This is a genomic window from Chitinophagales bacterium, assembly GCA_041392475.1.
In the GTDB taxonomy this organism is placed as follows: domain Bacteria; phylum Bacteroidota; class Bacteroidia; order Chitinophagales; family UBA2359; genus JAUHXA01.
This window is the reverse complement of sequence record JAWKLZ010000003.1, coordinates 420,182-438,343: the sequence shown is the minus strand read 5'-3', so window position 1 is coordinate 438,343 and position 18,162 is coordinate 420,182. Positions and strand designations below refer to the sequence as shown.

Here is an 18,162-nt window from a genome sequence, read left to right as displayed (position 1 = left end):
TTTCATTGCTCATCCAATAAACAATCAATCTCCAATTCGGGCACTCTACCTTTCCGATTTTTCTCCAAAAAACCGACTTCAATGCACAATACAGGACGGCTATCTCCTTCAAAAACAGCCGCATAGCGATTGTCTTCAATTTGACGAATTGCCTTATTCAGCAGTGCCTCCATTGTACCCGATTGTGCATATTTGAATTCAATGATGTAAATTTTATTGGGAAACTTCAACACCACATCTGCTCTCCCCATGCTACCCAATTCCTCCGATTTGATGCGTACTCCAATGAGCATCATCAACATCTGAAACAAGGAATGATAATAGGCTTCATCTGTATTTTTGCGAAGTTGGTGCGGGATACTGCTGAAGAATCGCCGAATCAAACCCATTGCATCTTCCAATTCTCCTCGTTGTAAAGCGGTTCTCAAGCGATTTGTATCCAATTTTATCGCATCATAAGGCAATTTATGGGAACGCTGAAAAAATAACATTACAAATTTTGTTGTATTTTGTGCCAAAATATATGGGTCAATTTTCAAAATACGACGAAGATACTGTTTCAAGAATAAGGACTTATTTTGGCACACTTACTCATAAGGGTAAACGCCATTATGCAAGTGTAGAGGTGAAAAAATTAATTAGTATGGATGGTAAGAAAAAGGAACACTTAGGTAACCTATATCGAGCAGGTAAACTTTATACAATGGACTCAATTGAGGTCTATGACCATGATTATGCTCACTTGGCAAAGGGGAAGATTATTCCTTTTGGAATCTATGATTTACAGCGCAATGAAGGTTATATATCCATTGGTTCAAGTCATGAAACCGCTGACTTTATCGCCGATAATTTACTATGGTGGTGGGAGGAATTTGGCATTCACCAATATCCAGATGCTAAGGATATTTTGATTTTATGTGATGCTGGTGGTGCTAATAGTTACAGACACCATGCGTTCAAAAACAAATGCTTCTTTTAGCAGCTAAAATAGGAGTGAATTTCATTATTTGTCACTATCCTCCCTATGCTTCTAAATGGAATCCTATTGAGCATCGTTTATTTTGCCATGTACACCAAGCTATTCAAGGAGTTGTATTCACAGATTACCACATAGTTAAAGAAGTGTTTAGCAAAACTAAAACGGATACAGGATTAAAAGTTAGAGTTCGATTGAACCTCAAAGAGTATCAAAAAGGAATTAAAACAAAAAAAGAAGAAGTCGATTTTAATAGGATTCAATTCAACAACATTATTCCTAAATTATCCTATCGAATTGCTGCTTAAATTTGTAATGTTATTTATTTACTGTCCCTTATAAGGTCTCATTCTAAATATTCTTTCTTCTCCGATTGAAATGGTAACAACTGGACTATCTTCAAATAAATCCCTCGTGTCATCTCTATGTGCACAAATGTAATGCCCTTTCTGTCCATCGTACCAATTCAACAACAAGCCATTCAAGCGATTGTCTATATGTTTGCACTACCAGTCTAAAAATATCTTAAGATTCTCTGGGATAGGTAGCGCATTATTTTTGGAACCCGTATAACTGTAATTTTTTCCATACGCTTGCTGCCATCTTGGAGTCAAAACCTCCTTTCCATAGAATTTAATTGTATGATAATCTTTGGGATGTAAGTTACATATCTCAAAAAAATTGGAGGAGTCTAAGTTGAATTTATCAATGCTTTTTGAAGTATAGACTTGACATTCTTCGTCTAAATAAATAGTTTGGAATATTTCAGGATTCATGGGTTCTTTTTTTGATAGACCTGATTTTATTATCAACCAAACTTAACACTATTTTGCTGAAAAAACAACCATCAAAGCTTATACAAAAAAGCAAGAAAACCCATGTTCTCTTGCCTTTTCATTGCATCAAATCAAGACTTTCAAAAGACTTCAATCGGAGAATTTTATCTCGGCAATAGAATCTCTTTTAATTCTCCTTCGCTATTCGTTACCGTTGCTAGTCGGTCGCAATCTCCCGCACCAAAGTCAAGCGTCCTTGTTTCTTCATTGATGGTAAACTCCACCGAACCGCTAACAGCCCACGGACAAAGTGCTTTTTTGAGGATAGGTTTAACGATTACGCCTACATAACTCACTCCATTTCTGTTTGTTCCGTTAGCAGTACCTGTGATGGAAAATACGTCATCAAATCGTCGGAAAGTATCATATCCTTCAAGCTGTACGGCTGTGCGGCTGACGTTCCATTCAATAGAAATACCGTCCAGAAAAGTAACCGTACCCATTGCAGTTCGGCTAAAAGAAGGCTGCCCCAGTTCGTTAAGTCCGTTGTTAGTAGTGGTTTTTGTTCCTTCAATTTGAACCTCATTGATGAAAAAATTCTCCAATGTCACCGTTTTTATCGCTCCTGATTCGGTAGGTTCTGCCGATAAATGGATGATGATTTTGCCGCTTCGTACCCTGCCATTTAGGCCTTCACAACCTTCGCCATAGTCAATTGTGAGTGTGTTGGGATAGGTTCCTCTTTCGGCTGCCCAAGTGCGGACAACACATTCATCTTCACCAGTTTTTCCGCTCATAAAGGCTTCTTCAATTTGCTCATCCGCTTGATTACTGATGTCTTCAAAGAGGTTGTCGGAAGTGGTCAAATCCTCTGCTGTTTTGAGGGCAATACTTTCGTTTTCGGTGCTGAGAACTTCGCTACTTTCTTTTTGGCAAGCGGTGAATACAAACAATGCCATCGTCACCAAGACGAATAATCTTGAAATTTGAATCTTCATGATAAATTGTGTTTATGTAGTTATGAATTTAATGTGTTCGAGTAGCTGTATGCTGGATATTTTGGTTAATCGGTGTTTTGACGGAAGAAACCACCTACACCCTTTGATTTGTTTCTTATGTTTGTGATTGGGTTTCGCTATTTTGACAAATCAAAAAATGGTTTTATTCCATTGAAGGCAAATTTTTCTGAAAAAATGTTAAAAAACAATACGGTTCTCATTGCAGATAGCGGTGGCACCAAAACAATTTGGGCTTTTGTAGCACCATCTGAAAACATAGAAGTTATTGAAACAAAAGGTATTCAACCTTATTTTCAAGACGCTAACCAAATTCGTCAAATTATTGAGGACTTACCCAAAGAATTGAAGGAAAGTATAGCGGAACTCTATTATTACGGTGCAGGATGTGGTGCTTTTGAATTAGCAAGCAAAGTAGAATCGGTATTGGTCAATTGTTTTCCCAAAAAAGCGAAAATTGAAGTACATACGGATGTGTTGGGGGCTGCAAGAGCATTGTGTCAACATTCGGCAGGTATTGCTGCAATTTTGGGAACAGGGTCGAATACTTGTTATTACAATGGTGAAAACATTGTGGAAAATTCGAGGGGTTTTGGTTTCATTTTGGGAGATGAAGGAAGTGGTGCGGTGATGGGTAAACAGTTGATAGTGGACTTTTTGTATCGAAATATCCCATCTCATTTGCTGCTAAAATTGAAGGAAAAATACCGCATTGAAGATGATACAATCTTGGAGAATGTGTATCAAAAACCTGCTGCAAATCGCTATTTGGCGCAGTTCAGTTATTTCATACATGAGCATCGAAACGAACCTTACATACAGCAATTGCTGAAAACCCATTTTGAAGGTTTTTTCCGCAAGCGTGTTCTTGTCCTTCAAAAAAATCCTTACTTACCTTTGCACCTATCGGGTTCGATTGCTTTTCATTTTCAAGCCGAAATCAAAGCCGTTGCAGCGCAGTTTGGAATTGAAGTCGGAACAGTTTTGCAGAACCCAATAGAACGTTTGATTCATTACCATCTTTAAAAGTACTCAAAAAATTCACCACATACATGAATGTTAAAAAAACAGAAGTTATAATCATTGGAGGTGGCTTGACAGGGCTGACTCTTGCCTATTTACTGCAACAAAAAAATATTTCCTTCAAAGTTTTGGAAGCCAGAGAACGCTTGGGAGGCAGGGTTTTTACTAAACTTTATGAGCGTTCTGAGCCTTTGGAAATGGGGGCAACGTGGCTCGGAAGGAAACACCAAAACTTGACCAAATTATTGGATTCATTGGGCGTTGGTATGTTTGAGCAAGCATTGGGAGAAAGTGCCATTTACGAAGCTATTTCTACGAGTCCACCACAATTGGTGACTTTGGCTCCGAATACTGACCCTAGTTTTAGAATCAAAGGTGGCAGTTATAGTATTGTTGATGCTTTGCAGAAAAGGCTTGATTCTGAGCAAATTCACACAGGACAAATCGTTCAATCAATTCAGCAAAAGTCGGATAGATTTGAAGTGAAAACAAATCAAGAAACCTTTTACAGTAATTTTGTTGTTTCGACACTTCCTCCATTTTTGCTGGTCAATTCGGTTGATATTCAGCCCACTTTGCCTGATTCTGTATTGAAGGTTGCCAACCAAACGCATACTTGGATGGGTGAATCTATCAAAATTGGATTGACCTACAAAAAACCGTTTTGGAGAGAAAAAAATGTGAGTGGCACGATTATGAGCAATGTCGGACCGATTCCCGAAATGTACGACCATTCCAACTATGAGGATTCTTTTTATGCTTTGAAGGGGTTTTTGAATGGGGCTTATTTTTCGATGACAAAAGAAGAACGCATTCAGATGATTTTGAAGCAATTGAACAAATATTATGGTGAAGTGGCCAATCATTATTTGACCTACGAAGAAGCTGTCTGGCGAAACGAACCTTTCACCTTCCTCCCCTATTCCGAACACATTTTGCCGCATCAAAACAATGGGCATCCTGCTTACCGTCAAGCCTATTTAGATGGTAAATTTTTCATTGCAGGGGCTGAAACGGCTGCTGATTTTCCTGGTTATATGGACGGGGCAGTGCAAAGTGCATTTTTTGTTTTTGAGCAAATTAGCTGAATTTCAAATTCAATGCACAAAATAAATTTCATAATGTTTTGATCTATAGTTTTATAAAAATTGCTGTTAAATGAATATAGGAAGAAAAATAGACCATATCGTGTATGCGGTGAAAGATTTGGATACTGCCTGCAATGAGTTGGAAGAATTATTGGGTATTAAACCTATTTTCGGAGGCTATCACCACACGAAAGGAACAAAGAATGCGCTCTTGAATTTAGGTGATGCCTGTTATTTGGAATTGTTGGCCATTGATGATTCGAACACCTGTATCCAAGCTCCAAGATGGATGGGCATTGACCTTATTGAGCGTCCTCAAATCACCCGTTGGGCTATTAAATCCCTAAACCTCGAACAAGACAGTTTACTGCTCAAAAATCACTACCCAAAATTGGGCGAAATACAAGCTGGCCAGCGAAAAATGCTTGATGGAAATGAATTGAAGTGGCGTATGGTGTTGCCGATTGCAGACCCAAAGGTGGATATAGTGCCGTTTATGGTGGATTGGCAGGATTCTAGTTACCATCCTACGGATAGGCTTTTGGAGGGGGGTAAATTGTTGGAGGTGAGGGTTTTTCATCCTGATGTTGCCATGATTCAGGCTGTTTTGCAGAACTTGGAGGTGAATTTGAAGGTAGAAGCAGCAGCAGAAGTGAGGATTTCGATTTTGGTTGAGGGATTGAAGGGAGTTGTTGAAATCTTCTAATATCCATTTGAAATTAAGCAAAAAAAAGGAGGTGTCAAGTTTTCTAAAACCCAACACCTCTCTCATTTTTTTATAGGAGATAACCTTCATGAGGTGTTTTACCCTTCCACCGTCAATCTATCTCCAATCTCGTATTCGTGTCCAAATACAAATACCTTCAACTCTTTACCCGTTTCGTTCTCCACTGTGACTCCGCTTTTGTTCACTTCTACCTTCAACAAATGCCCTCTAAAGCGCACTTTGAAGGCAAAAGACTGCCATTGGTCAGGCACAAAAGGAGTGAAATGCAAGTGTCCGTCTTTGACCCGCATACCTGCAAAACCCTTGATGACAGCCATCCAAGTACCCGCCATACTTGTGATGTGACAACCATCTTCGGTGTCATTGTTGTAGTCGTCCAAATCGAGGCGAGCCGTCCGCAAATACATTTCGTAGGCTTTCTCTTTGTAGCCCAATTTGGCTGCCAAAATCACATGCACACAAGGTGATAGCGATGATTCGTGAACGGTCAAAGGTTCGTAGAAATCGAAGTGGCGGCGGATAGTATCTGTATCAAAATGGTCTTCAAACAAATACATTCCCTGCAAAGTGTCCGCTTGTTTGATAAAGCAAGAGCGCAAAATTCTGTCCCAAGACCATTTTTGGTTGATAGGTCGGTCGGCAGGGCTCAGTTCATCAACATGAATAATTTCTTTGTCCAAGAAATTGTCTTGTTGCAGATAAATGTTGAGTTCATTGGAGAACGGAAAATACATATTGTTGCGAATGTCTTTCCATCGAACCATTTCCGATTCGTCAAACTTGGTTTTGGCTGCAATTTCGGCATATCTTTCAGGGTGTTTTTCCTTCACAAATTCCACTGCCGATTGACAATAGCCCATGCACCAACAAGCGATATAGTTGGTGTACCAGTTGTTGTTCACATTGTTTTCATACTCATTAGGCCCCGTCACACCGAGCATCACATATTTGTTTTTGGCTTTGGAGAAATTCACCCTTTGACTCCAAAAACGGGCAATACCCATCAAAACCTCCAATCCGTATTCTGCCAAATAATCTTCATCAGCCGTATAGCGAATGTAGTCGTAAATCGCAAAGGCAATTGCTCCATTTCTGTGCAGTTCTTCAAATGTGATTTCCCATTCGTTGTGACATTCCTCGCCGTTCATTGTCACCATCGGATACAAAGCTGCGCCATCGGTAAAGCCCAGTTTTTGACCATTTTCGATGGCTTTTTGCAGGTGTTTGTAGCGGTAAACGAGTAGTTGACGAGCCACTTTTGGGTCAGCAGTACTGAGATAAAATGGGAAACAATAGGCTTCGGTATCCCAATAGGTACTTCCACCGTATTTTTCACCTGTAAAACCTTTAGGTCCAATGTTCAAGCGTTCATCTTCACCCGTATAGGTTTGGTTCATCTGAAAAATATTGAAGCGAATCCCCTGTTGTGCCGACACATCTCCTTCAATCGTCACATCGCTTTCTTCCCATTTTGCAGCCCAAGCCGCTTTTTGGTCTTGCAGCAATTGGTCAAAACCTTTTGCAGCAGCTCGGCGAACTGCTTTTCGGCACGCACCAATGAGCTTTGCTTTGGCATAATTCATGGAAGAAAGATTGGCAGCATATTTATACAATACGACTTCATCTCCTTCCTTCACTTCAATGTTTACCGTATTTGCCACATATTTTTCACGATCCGTTTCAGCAATCGCCAAATTTTGTTTTTCGCCGTTTTTATAGACTTCAAAACACATTCCCGTTGCTACGTGGAAAAAGGTCTTTTTGGTTTCCAGATTCAAATAAGCCTCTCCCGAACCTACTTCTCGTGCTACTTCGTTCCAAAATTTGTCGCCATAATTTGCATCTTCATTTTCGACATCTCCATCCAAATAAGGAGTGAGGGTCAATGTGCCATTGAAGTTAACGGAGGTGATACTGTATCGAATTGCTCCGATTTCATCGTCTGCAATGCTGCAAAAACGCTGAGAAGCGATTTTCACTTCTTGCCCTTTTGCCAATTGTGCCGTAAAATTTCGGTACAATACGCCTTCTTGCATGTCCAATACCCGCTTGAAATGCGAGACATTGCAGGTCGCTAAGTCCAATTCGTCTTTGCCGATAGTGACATTGATGCCTATCCAATTGCAGGCATTCAACACTTTGGCGAAATATTCGGGATAACCATTTTTCCACCAACCGACACGGGTTTTGTCGGGGTAATATACGCCTGCGACATAACTGCCCTGCAAGGTTTCGCCACTGTATTTTTCTTCAAAATTGGCACGCTGTCCCATTCGTCCATTGCCGATACTGCAAAGGCTTTCAGAGATTTTGTTGAGTTCAGGCTTAAAGCCTTTTTCTATGATTTGCCACTCGTCGTGGAGGATGTAGTTTTTCATGTAGTTACATTGAAGGAGTTAGTTTCTTAAAAAAGTTCTAAACAGCTTTTGTCTTGATTTTCAACGAAATCTTTTATGGTATCATAATTTTCCGTCAAAATATTTTGAATATTAATTGTTGATGTATTGCCACATCTTAACCAAATTACTTTAGGAGGATAGCCTTTCAATATACCTATATCTACAAAATCTGCATCTTGGGTAACAACCGTAAAGTCGTTGGTTTCTGCAAAAGTCCATATCATAGTATCTTCTTCAGCCTCCATTCCTTCTAATCGAACATGGGAGGAGTCTGGAAATAAAATAACTAATCTATTGACTAACTTGTAAGATAAATTTTGGTCTAAGAGTAATTTCATACTTTATGATTATTTCTTTTGCGAATATAAATAAGAAAGGCAAAACGAAATACATGCTTAGCTCTATAATCTATCTTCAAAGACAAAAAATCATTCATAAATTGAAATAATTTATCTCATAGTTTAAGATATTTTACACAGTGAATTTTATTGTAAGCAATTGATTATCAATTTTTTTTATTAAATTTCAAAATTGTTTGAAGTTAGCATACTACTTAGAATATCAAATATTTATGAATAGCGTGTTCAACAAGATACCTGAACCACAAACAGGGTCAAGAACTATGCCCTACAATACATAATTTGGTTCTCCCGTTCTGCTGCAAATTGAAGGCTTGCAAGCACATCTTGGTGGGTGAGTTCGGGAAAATCATCTATTATTTCTGCAATACTCATTCCAGAAGCAAGCCAAGAAAGAACATCATAGACCGTAATTCTCATGCCTCTGATACAAGGTTTTCCTCCTCTTTTACCTGCCTCAATAGTGATGATGTTTTTGTAATTCATGTTGGTTTTAATTTTTGAAGAATTGCTAAATAATCCAACTTAGACTTTGGAAGTTTATTCCTAAAAGAGATGAAATATTTGAAAATCAGTGTGTTCTGAAGAGAAAACTTCCAAAGTCTTAATGCCATGTAAGAAACTTATACTATTGGAGTCACTTAGCAATTCAACAACGAATCCATCAAACAGTTTAAGCATTTCGATTCACACAATTCAAATCCTCAAACGCCTGCTTCAGTCGCTTCACAAAATACCCTTCTGCATAGCGCAACCATTGGCGAGGATCGTAGGTCTTTTTGTTGGGAACATCAGCACCCTCTGGATTGCCAATTTGGGTTTGAAGGTAGGCACTTTTATCTGTGAAATAATCTCTAATGCCCTCTGCAAAAGCCCATTGCATATCGGTATCAATGTTCATTTTCACCGCACCATATTCGATAGCCTCTCTGATTTCGGCACGAGAAGAACCACTTCCACCGTGAAAAACGAAATTAATAGGATTTTCGCTCGTATTGTATTTCTTTTGAACGTATTCTTGAGAATTTTTCAAAATCACAGGCTGCAATTTCACATTACCAGGGCGATACACACCATGCACATTGCCGAAAGCGGCTGCAATAGTAAAACGCTCTTTTGGACTCACTTTCTTCAATTCTTCGTAGGCATACGCCACTTCTTCGGGCTGCGTGTAAAGGCGAGAACTATCCACGTTGCTATTGTCCACACCATCTTCTTCCCCCCCTGTCACGCCGAGTTCGATTTCGAGGGTCATACCAATCGGATCCATGCGCTTCAAATATTCTTTACACACTTCAACGTTCTCTTCAATCGGCTCTTCGCTCAAATCTATCATGTGAGAACTGTACAAAGGTTTGCCGAATTTTTCGTAGTATTTTTCACTGTAATCCACCAAACCATCTATCCATGGAAGGAGTTTTTTGGCGCAGTGATCGGTATGTAAAATAACTGTCACACCGTAAGCTTCAGCCAAAGTATGAACGTGAAGCGCACCTGAAATAGCACCCAATATTGCCGATTGTTGACCTTCATTCGACAAGCTTTTTCCTGCATAAAACGATGCTCCACCATTGGAAAACTGAATGATTACAGGAGAATTCAATGCTTTTGCGGTTTCTAACACGCCATTAACAGTATTTGTACCCGTCACATTCACAGCAGGTAATGCAAAATTATGCTCATTGGCGTGGTTTAGAAGTTCGGTTACTTCATCGCCATGTAATACGCCTGGACGAAATTTGGTAGTTGTTGACATACTTATTTTTTTTTGAATTTTAGGATTGTTTGTTCGGCTCGGAAAAAAAGATTCTTTGACTATTTTTATGTAACACCGCAGAATCCACATTCTGCTTTCTCGGTGAAAATTTCAAACTTTTGATAATCAGGGAGGAGAAAGGTTAATGTAGATTCGCTGGGAATAGAATTACAAAAAAATGTCAGAGAACCAAAAAGAATCAGATACAAAGATAGGTATATTCCACCTTGTTTTTGAATGTATCAAAATTGATTATTGATCACAATTATCTTTTTTTTCTACAATAACTTATTTATCAGTGCAATATGCGCCACCTTCAAAGTCTGCGATTAAATGTTGGCCTGTCCCAACCAATCTCTTTTTGAATTATCCAACTCTTCCTCAGCATATTGCAGCAAAGTGCCGAAATCTTCTTGTGTGATAGATCGATCGTTCCGATCTGGAAATATCTTTTTGAAGGGAAATTTATAATTGAGTTTGATGTTCAATTCATAAAAATCAGCTAAATTTTCTCCCGAATGGGTAATTTGTGGAACACTCAGTTTTTGAGGGTTATTTGCCTTTGCTTCTGTTGGAATGAGCCACGGATACACCGTTGGATAAACATTCAATTCTCTGGCTATCAAAACGTTTCGGCTTGGCAATGTTTTTTTTCCTGTCCACCATACCTCTCTCACCACTTCCATTGCAGCCCATGTTTCTTCCTCTGTTTGGACTGCCTCCAAGTCCTTCAAAGTTTGGGCAATCAATTGAGTCATAGCTTCTTCATAAGGTAATTCATTTTGCAGTGCTTTCATCCCTAAAGTTGTACCCAACAAATTGGAATAGGCATCTTCAACCGAAAAACTGGAATAGCGTTCGGGAACGAGTGGAATAGTAGAAGCTCCATACCAAGTAGAAATTTCGTGCCATACCGATAAATCATAAGCGATCTTGCCCGCTAATTTCATCATATCCTCTTGATTCAAATAAAGAGGTATTTTTATATGCAGTATCTTGATTCCTCCTTCATAACCCACCTTCTGAGTCATTTCTCCTTGAGGCTGATGCTTCAAAATTTGGGTATATAAATAGGCTGTCCAATCTGCTTGATCTCTTACGTGGCCGATATCAATAAAACCGCCTTTATGGCTATAAATGATACCATTTTTTTCTCCCGTATTTCCCAGATATTGGTGATCTCCCAATTTTTCGATACTGGTGGTTTCGGTAATTTTGATGGGAAGTCTGAATAAACTTACCTTCAATCCAAAAGAGCAGCAAGTGCGGATGATACGAGGGGGTGGAGATTCCAATTGTTTGGAGGACAAAACAGGACTTTTTGCAGATAATGGACTGACCCACATCGCTGAAAAAATAATAATCAATAGATTACAATTCGCTTTAAAGGAATTAACCATTGTTTGTGTCAGATTTTTTTTTGCCATCTAAGTAGCTCATTTTAATTTTTTTTGAAAAAAAATGATTTATTTTGGTTTCAAGGGAAAGGGTAATAACTTTAGACGAAGGAGCAAAGATGTAAGAAGTAAGATTTTAATTTATTGATAATCAGTTATTTGTATTCAATTACATTAATTTGTTAAGATTTTGATTGTCAATTCCTTATACCCCGCATCTTGCTTCCTACTTCTTTCGTCCAAAGTCCAAAATAACTGCAATTTGCAAAGATACAGAATCCTTTTGCGTTCTACTATTTTTCATAAATAACCACTCCTTCTTTAATCGTTTGCAGTATTTGAATATCCTTGATTTTATCAGCCTCTACCTTCAATGGGTTGTCACTCAAAACCACAAAATCTGCCAACTTACCCACTGCAATAGAGCCTTTTATTTTTTCCGTTTTGTGCTGATACGCCGAATTGATTGTGATGGCTTTCAATGCTTCCCACGGAGTTAATCGCTCTGCTTCACCCAAAATTTTGCCACTTCGAGTGGTGCGATTTACGGCCGTCCAAACTGTGAACAGTTGGTTGAGAGGTGTAACGATATAATCGGTGTGATTCGTACATACAAGCCCCATGTTTATTGAAGTTTTGATAGGACTCAAAAAAGCAGCCCGTTCTTCGCCCAGATTTTCAATATGCACATCACCCCAAAAAAAGGCGTGATTGGTAAAAAATGCAGGTACAAAACCAAAGTCTTTGTACTGCTGCAATTGATCAGGGCGCACAAATTGAGAGTGTATGACCACCGTTCTCAAATCTTCTACGCTTCCTTCAATGTGTTCTAAAGCATTTTCGTATGCCTCCAAAAGCATGTCAATTGAACCATCACCATTGGCGTGCATAAAAACTTGAATGCCTTGATTGTACGCCCCTTGCAGCAGTTGGTTGAGTTGGTCTTGGGTCACAGTCGGTACGCCTGTGCAGGTATGGGCGCAGCCTGGAACTTCGGTCAAATAAGGCTTGCTGAAAAAAGCCGTTTTGCCTTGTGGTGAACCATCTCCTACAATTTTAATACCTGCCAATCGCAACCTGTTTTTGTTTTGTCCAAAACGGTCTTTGTAGGTTGTCAGCCAATCTTTTGCATTTTGAAAACTGCCGAGAGCTTCAATGTCGAGTGTGAACAATCCTTTTTCAGCTGCTTTCTCCAAAAACTGAAAAGTTGGAAGGTCGGTCAAACCATCTTGTGCGGTGGTAATACCTTGACTGGCATACAATTGCTGCGTTCCCTTCAACAATGCCAAAGATTGTTCCTCAGTCGGAGTGGGCAGTTTACCGATAACTTGATAGACCATTTTTTCTTGCAACAATCCACTGGGTTCATTGGAGTTGGGGAGTTTCACGATTACTCCACCTTCCACTGCCTGAGTCGTATCGGTGATGCCTACGATTTCTAAAGCCTTGGAATTGACTACTGCCATGTGTGCCGAAACGTGTAAGATGAACACAGGATGATTGGGAAAAGCTGTGTCTAAATCCAGTTTGTTGGGATGGCGTTTTTCTTCCAACTCGTCGGGGTCGTAGCCCCAACCGACTATCCATTGACCTTCGAGAATGTTGTATTTGGCTTGTTGTGCTTGCAGTTTTTCGATAATGTCTGCAATGCTTTTGACCTCTCCCGCAGGGGGGGAACCGAGGTTGGCCTGTGCCATCATTTTCATGGCAATGGTGAAATGACTGTGTGCATCCACAAAACCTGGCAGCATGGTTTTGCCGCCCAAATCAATCATTTGCGTAGCTGCTCCCTGCAATTGATTGATAGTTTCAAAATCGCCAATGGCTTCAATTTTTCCCGCTTTCACTGCAATTGCTTCAACTTGTTGAAGACTATCTTCCATCGTTAGAATTTTGCCATTGAAGTAAATGGCATCAACTGTATCGGGGACTTGTTTTGGCGTATTGTTGCAGGAAAAACAAAAGAAAAGAAGGGGAATCACTGCAATGAATTTGAAGTATTTGGGCATTATGGACAGTTTATAGAATGAATCGGATGTTTGTTGAAGTAAAGATAAGGCTAATTAAACATTGAAGGTAAAATTACATTCTAATAAGAAAAATACCATGCAAACAAAATACGATTTACATTTTCACTCCAATTACTCAGATGGAACGGCATCTTTGCAGACCATTGAAGATAAATGTCTGAAAGAAGGTGTAGGCGTAGTGCTGACTGATCATAACGAAATCAGAGGCTCATTGAAGCTCTTGGAACGCAACAAGATAGTTACTGTTCCTGCCATTGAAGCTGGGACAAAAGAAGGCATTGAACTGCTGATTTACTTCAAAAACCCCGCAGAACTGGAGGAATTTTATACGAAACAGATAGAACCGTTTCGGGTGAAGCGTTTTATGGTGAAAATGAAAAATTCGGCGAAAGCGATACTGGAGGCTGCAAATGAGTTCGAAACTTTTGTGTCTTTAGCGCATCCTTATGCCTTCAAAAAGAAGTCGGTGGACAAACATATCAACAATCCGATGTTGGATTACCTTTACGAAAATATAGATGCCATCGAAATCTTCAATGGCAGTTTGTCCCGCGCTCAAAACAACAAAGCTTTGTCACTCAAAGATAAATTGGGCAAAAATTTTACTTTGGGTAGTGATGGACATGAGATTGAATCGTTGGGATTGGTGAACGTGGAGTTGAAAAATGCAGCTATCAACAATTCGCAAACGCTATATGAAGAATTGAAAGCCAATAATTTTGCTCGCTATACGATGAGTACGAAGGTTAAGAAATTGAAGACAGGCTGGATTATTACCAAGAACCATACGAAGTATTTTTTTACGGATGGGAAGTTTATTGAGAAGCAAGTAGATTTATAGATTAGGTAGAAAGAGAAAGCTTTATGTTTTTCAAAAAGAGTTGTTATTTTTAGCCTCACTTTTCTTCCAAAAACAAAAGTATGCCCTCTGAAAATATAGACCACGATACCCGTTGGAAAGAAATCATCGAACAGTTATTCGAAGATTTTGTCGCTTTCTTCATGCCTGACTTACACAAAGAGATAGATTTTTCCCGAAAACCAGAGTTTTTGAAGCAAGAACTCTACAAAATCATAGCCATTCCCGAAAATTCGGACAAGAAAATCAATGATAGTTTGGTCAAAGTCTATCTCAAAAGTGGGCGAGAACAATGGGTATTGATTCACATTGAAATTCAAGTAGATCACGAAACTGAGTTTTCAGAGCGAATGTTCAACTACTTTTACCGCATTTACGACAAGTTCAAAATCAAAGAAATCACTGCAATCGCTCTGTTTGTGGGACAAGACGTTCCTAAAGACTACGATCGCTTCGCCAACAAGTATTTTGGCACTGAAATTAACTATAAATACAATACTTATCAGGTCAGAAAACAGAGTGAGAAACAACTGCAAAAATCGAAAAATCCCTTTGCTATCGCAGTTTTGGCGGCTCTTTACCTTCTCAAAACTAAAAAAGACCTAAATAATCGCTTGAAATTGAAGATAGTGCTAATCAATTTCATCCGAAAAAGAGCAAACGCAGGAAACTTTCCAAAGACGGTAATTGTTCCATTGGTGCAATTCGTTATGAACTTGATGCGTTTAGATAAAAAACGAGAAGTCTTGTTTCAAGAACAATTTTACAAACCTTTAAAAGATAAAAATATGTTAACTCCTACTGCTTATGACAAAGAAATTGCTGATGGAATTAATATGATTCTGTATGGAGAAACTTTTGAAATGATGCAGAGCAGGTTAGAAAAAGAATTGTTAAAAACAAAGACCCAAACCATTCTAAATCTGTATTACCAAGCCAAAATGAACAAAGCCGATATTGCTTCGGTGATGAATGTAGAACTTGCTTTTGTAGAAAAGGTGATTGAAGAAAACAGAACTTAACTCCTACAACCTCACCCCCAACCCCAAATAAAAACTCCTTCCATCCGAAGGAATAATTCCATACTAGTGGTGAGTGGCTCTATTGCTGGATTGTCATATTTTCTGGTTATCAATACGTTCTCTTGTATAAAGGTCTCAATTATTTAACAATTGAACGAATAGGATAAACTACAAGTGTTTTTCATCAATATGTTTCTTTATCTCTTCTTGCAGAATTTTCCAATGATTCCTTACTTGTTTTCTAATTGCAGGTTCTTTCATAATACAGGATGCTTTGTAGGCATAGGATAAGTAGTTTCCTCGAAGTGTTCTTGTTTTTTTATCTTCCTTCAAGATATATGTATTTTCTTTTTCATCCCAAACTTTTTTGATAATCTTTTCTTCAAATTTTCTCCTTTTTTTATAATGCCCTGCAAAACTGAATCTTCTGTAAATTTTCCTTTTCCAAAAAATAACCTTTTTATTAGGCACTTTCTGTGCTTCATATAATAATCTTTTAGATTTCACTTTTATTGTTTTCTTCATTTTACGATAAAACTTTCCTAATCCTGCGGATTTTATTAATGTCTTATTACCGTAAAATTCGAAGCCCAAGTATTTTAATGGGATTTTTTTAGGAAACCCATTTTTATTAAGTTCAGGCTCAAGTCTTTTCTCTTTAAACCCTACTCTCTCAGACATTAAAATGTTGTGTCTATTGTACTTAAACCTAATTATTTCTGTCTTATCTTTCGATATTTTTAGTTTGCATTTTCTAATTTTCTCTTGTAGAAATTTATTGATAAACTTCAATTTTTTTTCTGAACATAAGATTAATATATCATCTGAATACCTTCTATAATAAACACCATGTTTTTCAATCAACTCATTATAAACTTGTCTATCAAAATCTAACAGATAAATATTTGCTAGAACCGCACTAATTGGCAACCCTTGTGGGATCCCAATTGAGTTACCTTTAACATCTTTAAATTGATTTTTATAAGTTCTAATATTAGGATTTTGCACAATTTTTTCCTTGAAGTCTTTTCCGTCTCTAAAAAAAGCATCAATTCCTTCGTTTTTCAATTCGGCAATATATTTTTCATCGAAACCTTTCTTTTTGTGGTGTGATTTTCGTAAATCATCAAGGCGTATATATCTAAATTTTGTCGTAGCATTATACACATTGTAATGGTCAGGGGAAAGCATATTTACGTACTTTCTATCATCAAGTAACTCTATCCACGCTTTTTTTAAATATTGATGGCTTAAGCTGCTGAAAAAGTTTTCTATATCTAATGTAATCGCAATACACTCTCCTCTATTTGTTATTTCTTTAAATACTTCTTTGGCGAAATGAATTGTTGACTTTCCTGGAGGCTTCTTATGAGGCTTCTTATTTTCCTGTTCTATTGGCATATAACGATAGGCAATGATACTATCAGAGAGTATTTTGTTTTTCTTTAATATGTTTTCATACTTTTCTTTTAGTATATATGCATAATAAGCGTAGAGTTGGGTATCTATATGAGTTGCGTAATGTATAGGACGTACTTTAGCAGTACTTTCATATTTTTGTTTTCTCTTGTTCCATTTTTTATGGCTTCTATTTCCATTCTTATCTTTTTTATATCTACGTTGTTCTATTTTTATGTGTATTAGTGGAAGGAAAGCATATTGTGCAATAAATTCTGGGGTAGCGAGTTTTTTGAGAAGTTTCGTAATTTCATTTTCACTTAATAAACCTAGTTTATTGGTTAAATGTCTATATCCTCTTTTTCTAAATTTAAATTTTTCTTTTAACATAAACTGAATTTAAAATAACGCCATACCACAAAAGTTTACCGTAGAATATCTTCATACTACTTAAGCGTACATAAAAGAACATCGTCCAAATATATGAACCCTACTTTTCGACAAATCGAAGTGTTATTAATCTTATAACATTAATGAAACTTCAAATTGAAATTTGTTTCATAATCATTTGGTTGTTTGACAAATATTAATTATCTTTAACCTAAATAAATTATTCAAAATGAACAATTACAATAGTATCATTAGTGGCATTTGCCTGTTAGTCCGATGTAACAAACACATCTACATAAGAAATATGTAACCTGTATCTACCTCCCCAATATCAATTTGTTAATTTGCCTGTTAATAATGAGTGTAGAAACAGTAAGGTAATAGGCAATCAGACAATTACAACAATTTGCAAGTATTACACTATTGTTCTGACAAAGCTATAAATGTAGTAGAAGAAACTTGACCATTATGATATAGCGTTAAATGTATGTAAAAATAGGGATTTATTTCTGATATTTGTTACATTTGCTCAAAATTATTTTATATGAATGAAAAACGCAAATTTAAGGTGGGTGATGTAGTGGTATTAAAGACTAAGTTCTATGAACAAACGAATCCCAAAATTACTCGTAATACCTTTAAACCTTCTGGGAAAGAAACTATAATAGATGCTTCTTTTATACCGCCTACAATGGTTGTGAATAATTTATTGAAGGAAGTAGATGACTTTCCAAGGAAAGTCAAGTGTATTTGGTATTCTCATAACACAGGAAAATTCTCTGAAAAGGACTTTTTAGAAGATGTCATAGAAAAGGTAGATAATGAGTCAAACAATAAACAATCTATTTCATTACAAGAAAATGGATTTGTATATTTATTTATGCTTATGCCATTGCTTCTTAATTTCTTTTCGAGTAAAATAAAAAGATGGAATTAGATTTTGAAT

At 37.6% G+C, this 18,162-nt stretch carries 18 protein-coding genes; 8 read left to right on the top strand and 10 right to left on the bottom strand.

Features of this window, described 5'->3' with window-relative positions; genetic code table 11:
• Window positions 1-2: 2 nt before the first annotated feature.
• Window positions 3-428, bottom strand: a complete 426-nt coding sequence (locus R3E32_24745) for a PD-(D/E)XK nuclease domain-containing protein (protein MEZ4887960.1) — start codon at window positions 426-428, stop codon at window positions 3-5.
• Window positions 429-433: 5 nt separating this feature from the next.
• On the opposite strand from R3E32_24745, the gene R3E32_24740 reads away from it, so the two are divergent.
• Both R3E32_24740 and R3E32_24735 read left to right on the top strand, forming a co-directional pair.
• On the top strand, window positions 434-979 hold the full coding sequence (locus R3E32_24740; GenBank protein ID MEZ4887959.1) for a hypothetical protein: 546 nt from the start codon (window positions 434-436) through the stop codon (window positions 977-979).
• Window positions 967-1,284 (top strand): hypothetical protein, encoded by a 318-nt coding sequence (locus R3E32_24735; protein MEZ4887958.1) that lies wholly within the window; start codon window positions 967-969, stop codon window positions 1,282-1,284. The genes R3E32_24740 and R3E32_24735 overlap by 13 nt, the downstream gene beginning before the upstream one ends.
• 198 nt (window positions 1,285-1,482) lie before the next feature.
• Here R3E32_24735 and R3E32_24730 read toward each other — a convergent pair whose 3' ends face one another.
• Together R3E32_24730 and R3E32_24725 are read right to left on the bottom strand one after the other, a co-directional pair.
• Window positions 1,483-1,752 carry a hypothetical protein gene (locus tag R3E32_24730; protein MEZ4887957.1) on the bottom strand — a complete coding sequence of 90 codons (270 nt, stop codon included), beginning with the start codon at window positions 1,750-1,752 and terminating at the stop codon, window positions 1,483-1,485.
• A gap of 164 nt (window positions 1,753-1,916) precedes the next feature.
• Complete coding sequence (locus R3E32_24725) at window positions 1,917-2,750, bottom strand: hypothetical protein (protein MEZ4887956.1); 834 nt, start codon at window positions 2,748-2,750, stop codon at window positions 1,917-1,919.
• A 195-nt stretch (window positions 2,751-2,945) separates the two neighbouring features.
• Between R3E32_24725 and R3E32_24720 the strand changes: the two genes are divergently transcribed.
• The 3 genes from R3E32_24720 (at window position 2,946) to R3E32_24710 (ending at window position 5,585) form a co-directional block, all read left to right on the top strand.
• The gene (locus R3E32_24720) at window positions 2,946-3,794 is read left to right on the top strand and encodes a BadF/BadG/BcrA/BcrD ATPase family protein (protein MEZ4887955.1); all 849 of its coding nucleotides are present in this window, start codon (window positions 2,946-2,948) and stop codon (window positions 3,792-3,794) included.
• Between the two features lie 26 nt (window positions 3,795-3,820).
• Window positions 3,821-4,879, top strand: coding sequence for an FAD-dependent oxidoreductase (locus R3E32_24715; protein ID MEZ4887954.1), 1,059 nt, complete (start codon window positions 3,821-3,823; stop codon window positions 4,877-4,879).
• 70 nt (window positions 4,880-4,949) lie between these two features.
• Entirely contained in the window at window positions 4,950-5,585 is a 636-nt protein-coding gene (locus tag R3E32_24710; protein MEZ4887953.1) for a VOC family protein, read from the top strand.
• A gap of 98 nt (window positions 5,586-5,683) precedes the next feature.
• On the opposite strand, the gene R3E32_24705 is transcribed toward R3E32_24710, so the two are convergent.
• The 6 genes from R3E32_24705 to R3E32_24680 all read right to left on the bottom strand — a co-directional run bounded on the left by R3E32_24705 (window position 5,684) and on the right by R3E32_24680 (window position 13,526).
• The gene (locus R3E32_24705) at window positions 5,684-7,984 is read right to left on the bottom strand and encodes a glycoside hydrolase family 65 protein (protein MEZ4887952.1); all 2,301 of its coding nucleotides are present in this window, start codon (window positions 7,982-7,984) and stop codon (window positions 5,684-5,686) included.
• A gap of 26 nt (window positions 7,985-8,010) precedes the next feature.
• Window positions 8,011-8,343 carry a DUF5615 family PIN-like protein gene (locus R3E32_24700; protein MEZ4887951.1) on the bottom strand — a complete coding sequence of 111 codons (333 nt, stop codon included), beginning with the start codon at window positions 8,341-8,343 and terminating at the stop codon, window positions 8,011-8,013.
• 282 nt (window positions 8,344-8,625) lie between these two features.
• Window positions 8,626-8,850, bottom strand: coding sequence for a DUF433 domain-containing protein (locus tag R3E32_24695; GenBank protein MEZ4887950.1), 225 nt, complete (start codon window positions 8,848-8,850; stop codon window positions 8,626-8,628).
• A gap of 187 nt (window positions 8,851-9,037) precedes the next feature.
• A complete protein-coding gene (fbaA, locus tag R3E32_24690) occupies window positions 9,038-10,120 on the bottom strand; it encodes a class II fructose-bisphosphate aldolase (protein MEZ4887949.1) in 1,083 nt (360 codons plus the stop codon).
• 329 nt (window positions 10,121-10,449) lie between these two features.
• Window positions 10,450-11,547 carry a DUF4056 domain-containing protein gene (locus tag R3E32_24685; protein ID MEZ4887948.1) on the bottom strand — a complete coding sequence of 366 codons (1,098 nt, stop codon included), beginning with the start codon at window positions 11,545-11,547 and terminating at the stop codon, window positions 10,450-10,452.
• Window positions 11,548-11,810: 263 nt separating this feature from the next.
• Window positions 11,811-13,526: an amidohydrolase gene (locus R3E32_24680; protein ID MEZ4887947.1), complete on the bottom strand. Its 1,716-nt coding sequence runs from the start codon at window positions 13,524-13,526 to the stop codon at window positions 11,811-11,813.
• A gap of 97 nt (window positions 13,527-13,623) precedes the next feature.
• On the opposite strand from R3E32_24680, the gene R3E32_24675 reads away from it, so the two are divergent.
• Together R3E32_24675 and R3E32_24670 are read left to right on the top strand one after the other, a co-directional pair.
• Window positions 13,624-14,388: a PHP domain-containing protein gene (locus R3E32_24675; protein MEZ4887946.1), complete on the top strand. Its 765-nt coding sequence runs from the start codon at window positions 13,624-13,626 to the stop codon at window positions 14,386-14,388.
• A gap of 80 nt (window positions 14,389-14,468) precedes the next feature.
• The gene (locus R3E32_24670) at window positions 14,469-15,428 is read left to right on the top strand and encodes a hypothetical protein (GenBank protein ID MEZ4887945.1); all 960 of its coding nucleotides are present in this window, start codon (window positions 14,469-14,471) and stop codon (window positions 15,426-15,428) included.
• 168 nt (window positions 15,429-15,596) lie between these two features.
• Here the strand turns inward: R3E32_24670 and R3E32_24665 are convergent, their stop codons facing one another.
• Entirely contained in the window at window positions 15,597-17,216 is a 1,620-nt protein-coding gene (locus tag R3E32_24665) for a reverse transcriptase domain-containing protein (GenBank protein ID MEZ4887944.1), read from the bottom strand.
• A 544-nt stretch (window positions 17,217-17,760) separates the two neighbouring features.
• Between R3E32_24665 and R3E32_24660 the strand changes: the two genes are divergently transcribed.
• Entirely contained in the window at window positions 17,761-18,153 is a 393-nt protein-coding gene (locus tag R3E32_24660; GenBank protein MEZ4887943.1) for a hypothetical protein, read from the top strand.
• The last annotated feature ends 9 nt before the right edge of the window (window positions 18,154-18,162 follow it).

What these genes read in the sequence shown, in the direction of transcription:
- R3E32_24735 (MEZ4887958.1), top strand. Translation starts at nt 967, where the DNA reads ATGCTTCTTTTAGCAGCTAAAATAGGAGTGAATTTCATTATTTGTCAC.
- R3E32_24730 (MEZ4887957.1), bottom strand. Translation starts at nt 1,752, where the DNA reads ATGAATCCTGAAATATTCCAAACTATTTATTTAGACGAAGAATGTCAA.
- R3E32_24725 (MEZ4887956.1), bottom strand. Translation starts at nt 2,750, where the DNA reads ATGAAGATTCAAATTTCAAGATTATTCGTCTTGGTGACGATGGCATTG.
- R3E32_24720 (MEZ4887955.1), top strand. Translation starts at nt 2,946, where the DNA reads ATGTTAAAAAACAATACGGTTCTCATTGCAGATAGCGGTGGCACCAAA.
- R3E32_24715 (MEZ4887954.1), top strand. Translation starts at nt 3,821, where the DNA reads ATGAATGTTAAAAAAACAGAAGTTATAATCATTGGAGGTGGCTTGACA.
- R3E32_24710 (MEZ4887953.1), top strand. Translation starts at nt 4,950, where the DNA reads ATGAATATAGGAAGAAAAATAGACCATATCGTGTATGCGGTGAAAGAT.
- R3E32_24705 (MEZ4887952.1), bottom strand. Translation starts at nt 7,984, where the DNA reads ATGAAAAACTACATCCTCCACGACGAGTGGCAAATCATAGAAAAAGGC.
- R3E32_24700 (MEZ4887951.1), bottom strand. Translation starts at nt 8,343, where the DNA reads ATGAAATTACTCTTAGACCAAAATTTATCTTACAAGTTAGTCAATAGA.
- R3E32_24695 (MEZ4887950.1), bottom strand. Translation starts at nt 8,850, where the DNA reads ATGAATTACAAAAACATCATCACTATTGAGGCAGGTAAAAGAGGAGGA.
- fbaA (MEZ4887949.1), bottom strand. Translation starts at nt 10,120, where the DNA reads ATGTCAACAACTACCAAATTTCGTCCAGGCGTATTACATGGCGATGAA.
- R3E32_24685 (MEZ4887948.1), bottom strand. Translation starts at nt 11,547, where the DNA reads ATGGCAAAAAAAAATCTGACACAAACAATGGTTAATTCCTTTAAAGCG.
- R3E32_24680 (MEZ4887947.1), bottom strand. Translation starts at nt 13,526, where the DNA reads ATGCCCAAATACTTCAAATTCATTGCAGTGATTCCCCTTCTTTTCTTT.
- R3E32_24675 (MEZ4887946.1), top strand. Translation starts at nt 13,624, where the DNA reads ATGCAAACAAAATACGATTTACATTTTCACTCCAATTACTCAGATGGA.
- R3E32_24670 (MEZ4887945.1), top strand. Translation starts at nt 14,469, where the DNA reads ATGCCCTCTGAAAATATAGACCACGATACCCGTTGGAAAGAAATCATC.
- R3E32_24665 (MEZ4887944.1), bottom strand. Translation starts at nt 17,216, where the DNA reads ATGTTAAAAGAAAAATTTAAATTTAGAAAAAGAGGATATAGACATTTA.
- R3E32_24660 (MEZ4887943.1), top strand. Translation starts at nt 17,761, where the DNA reads ATGAATGAAAAACGCAAATTTAAGGTGGGTGATGTAGTGGTATTAAAG.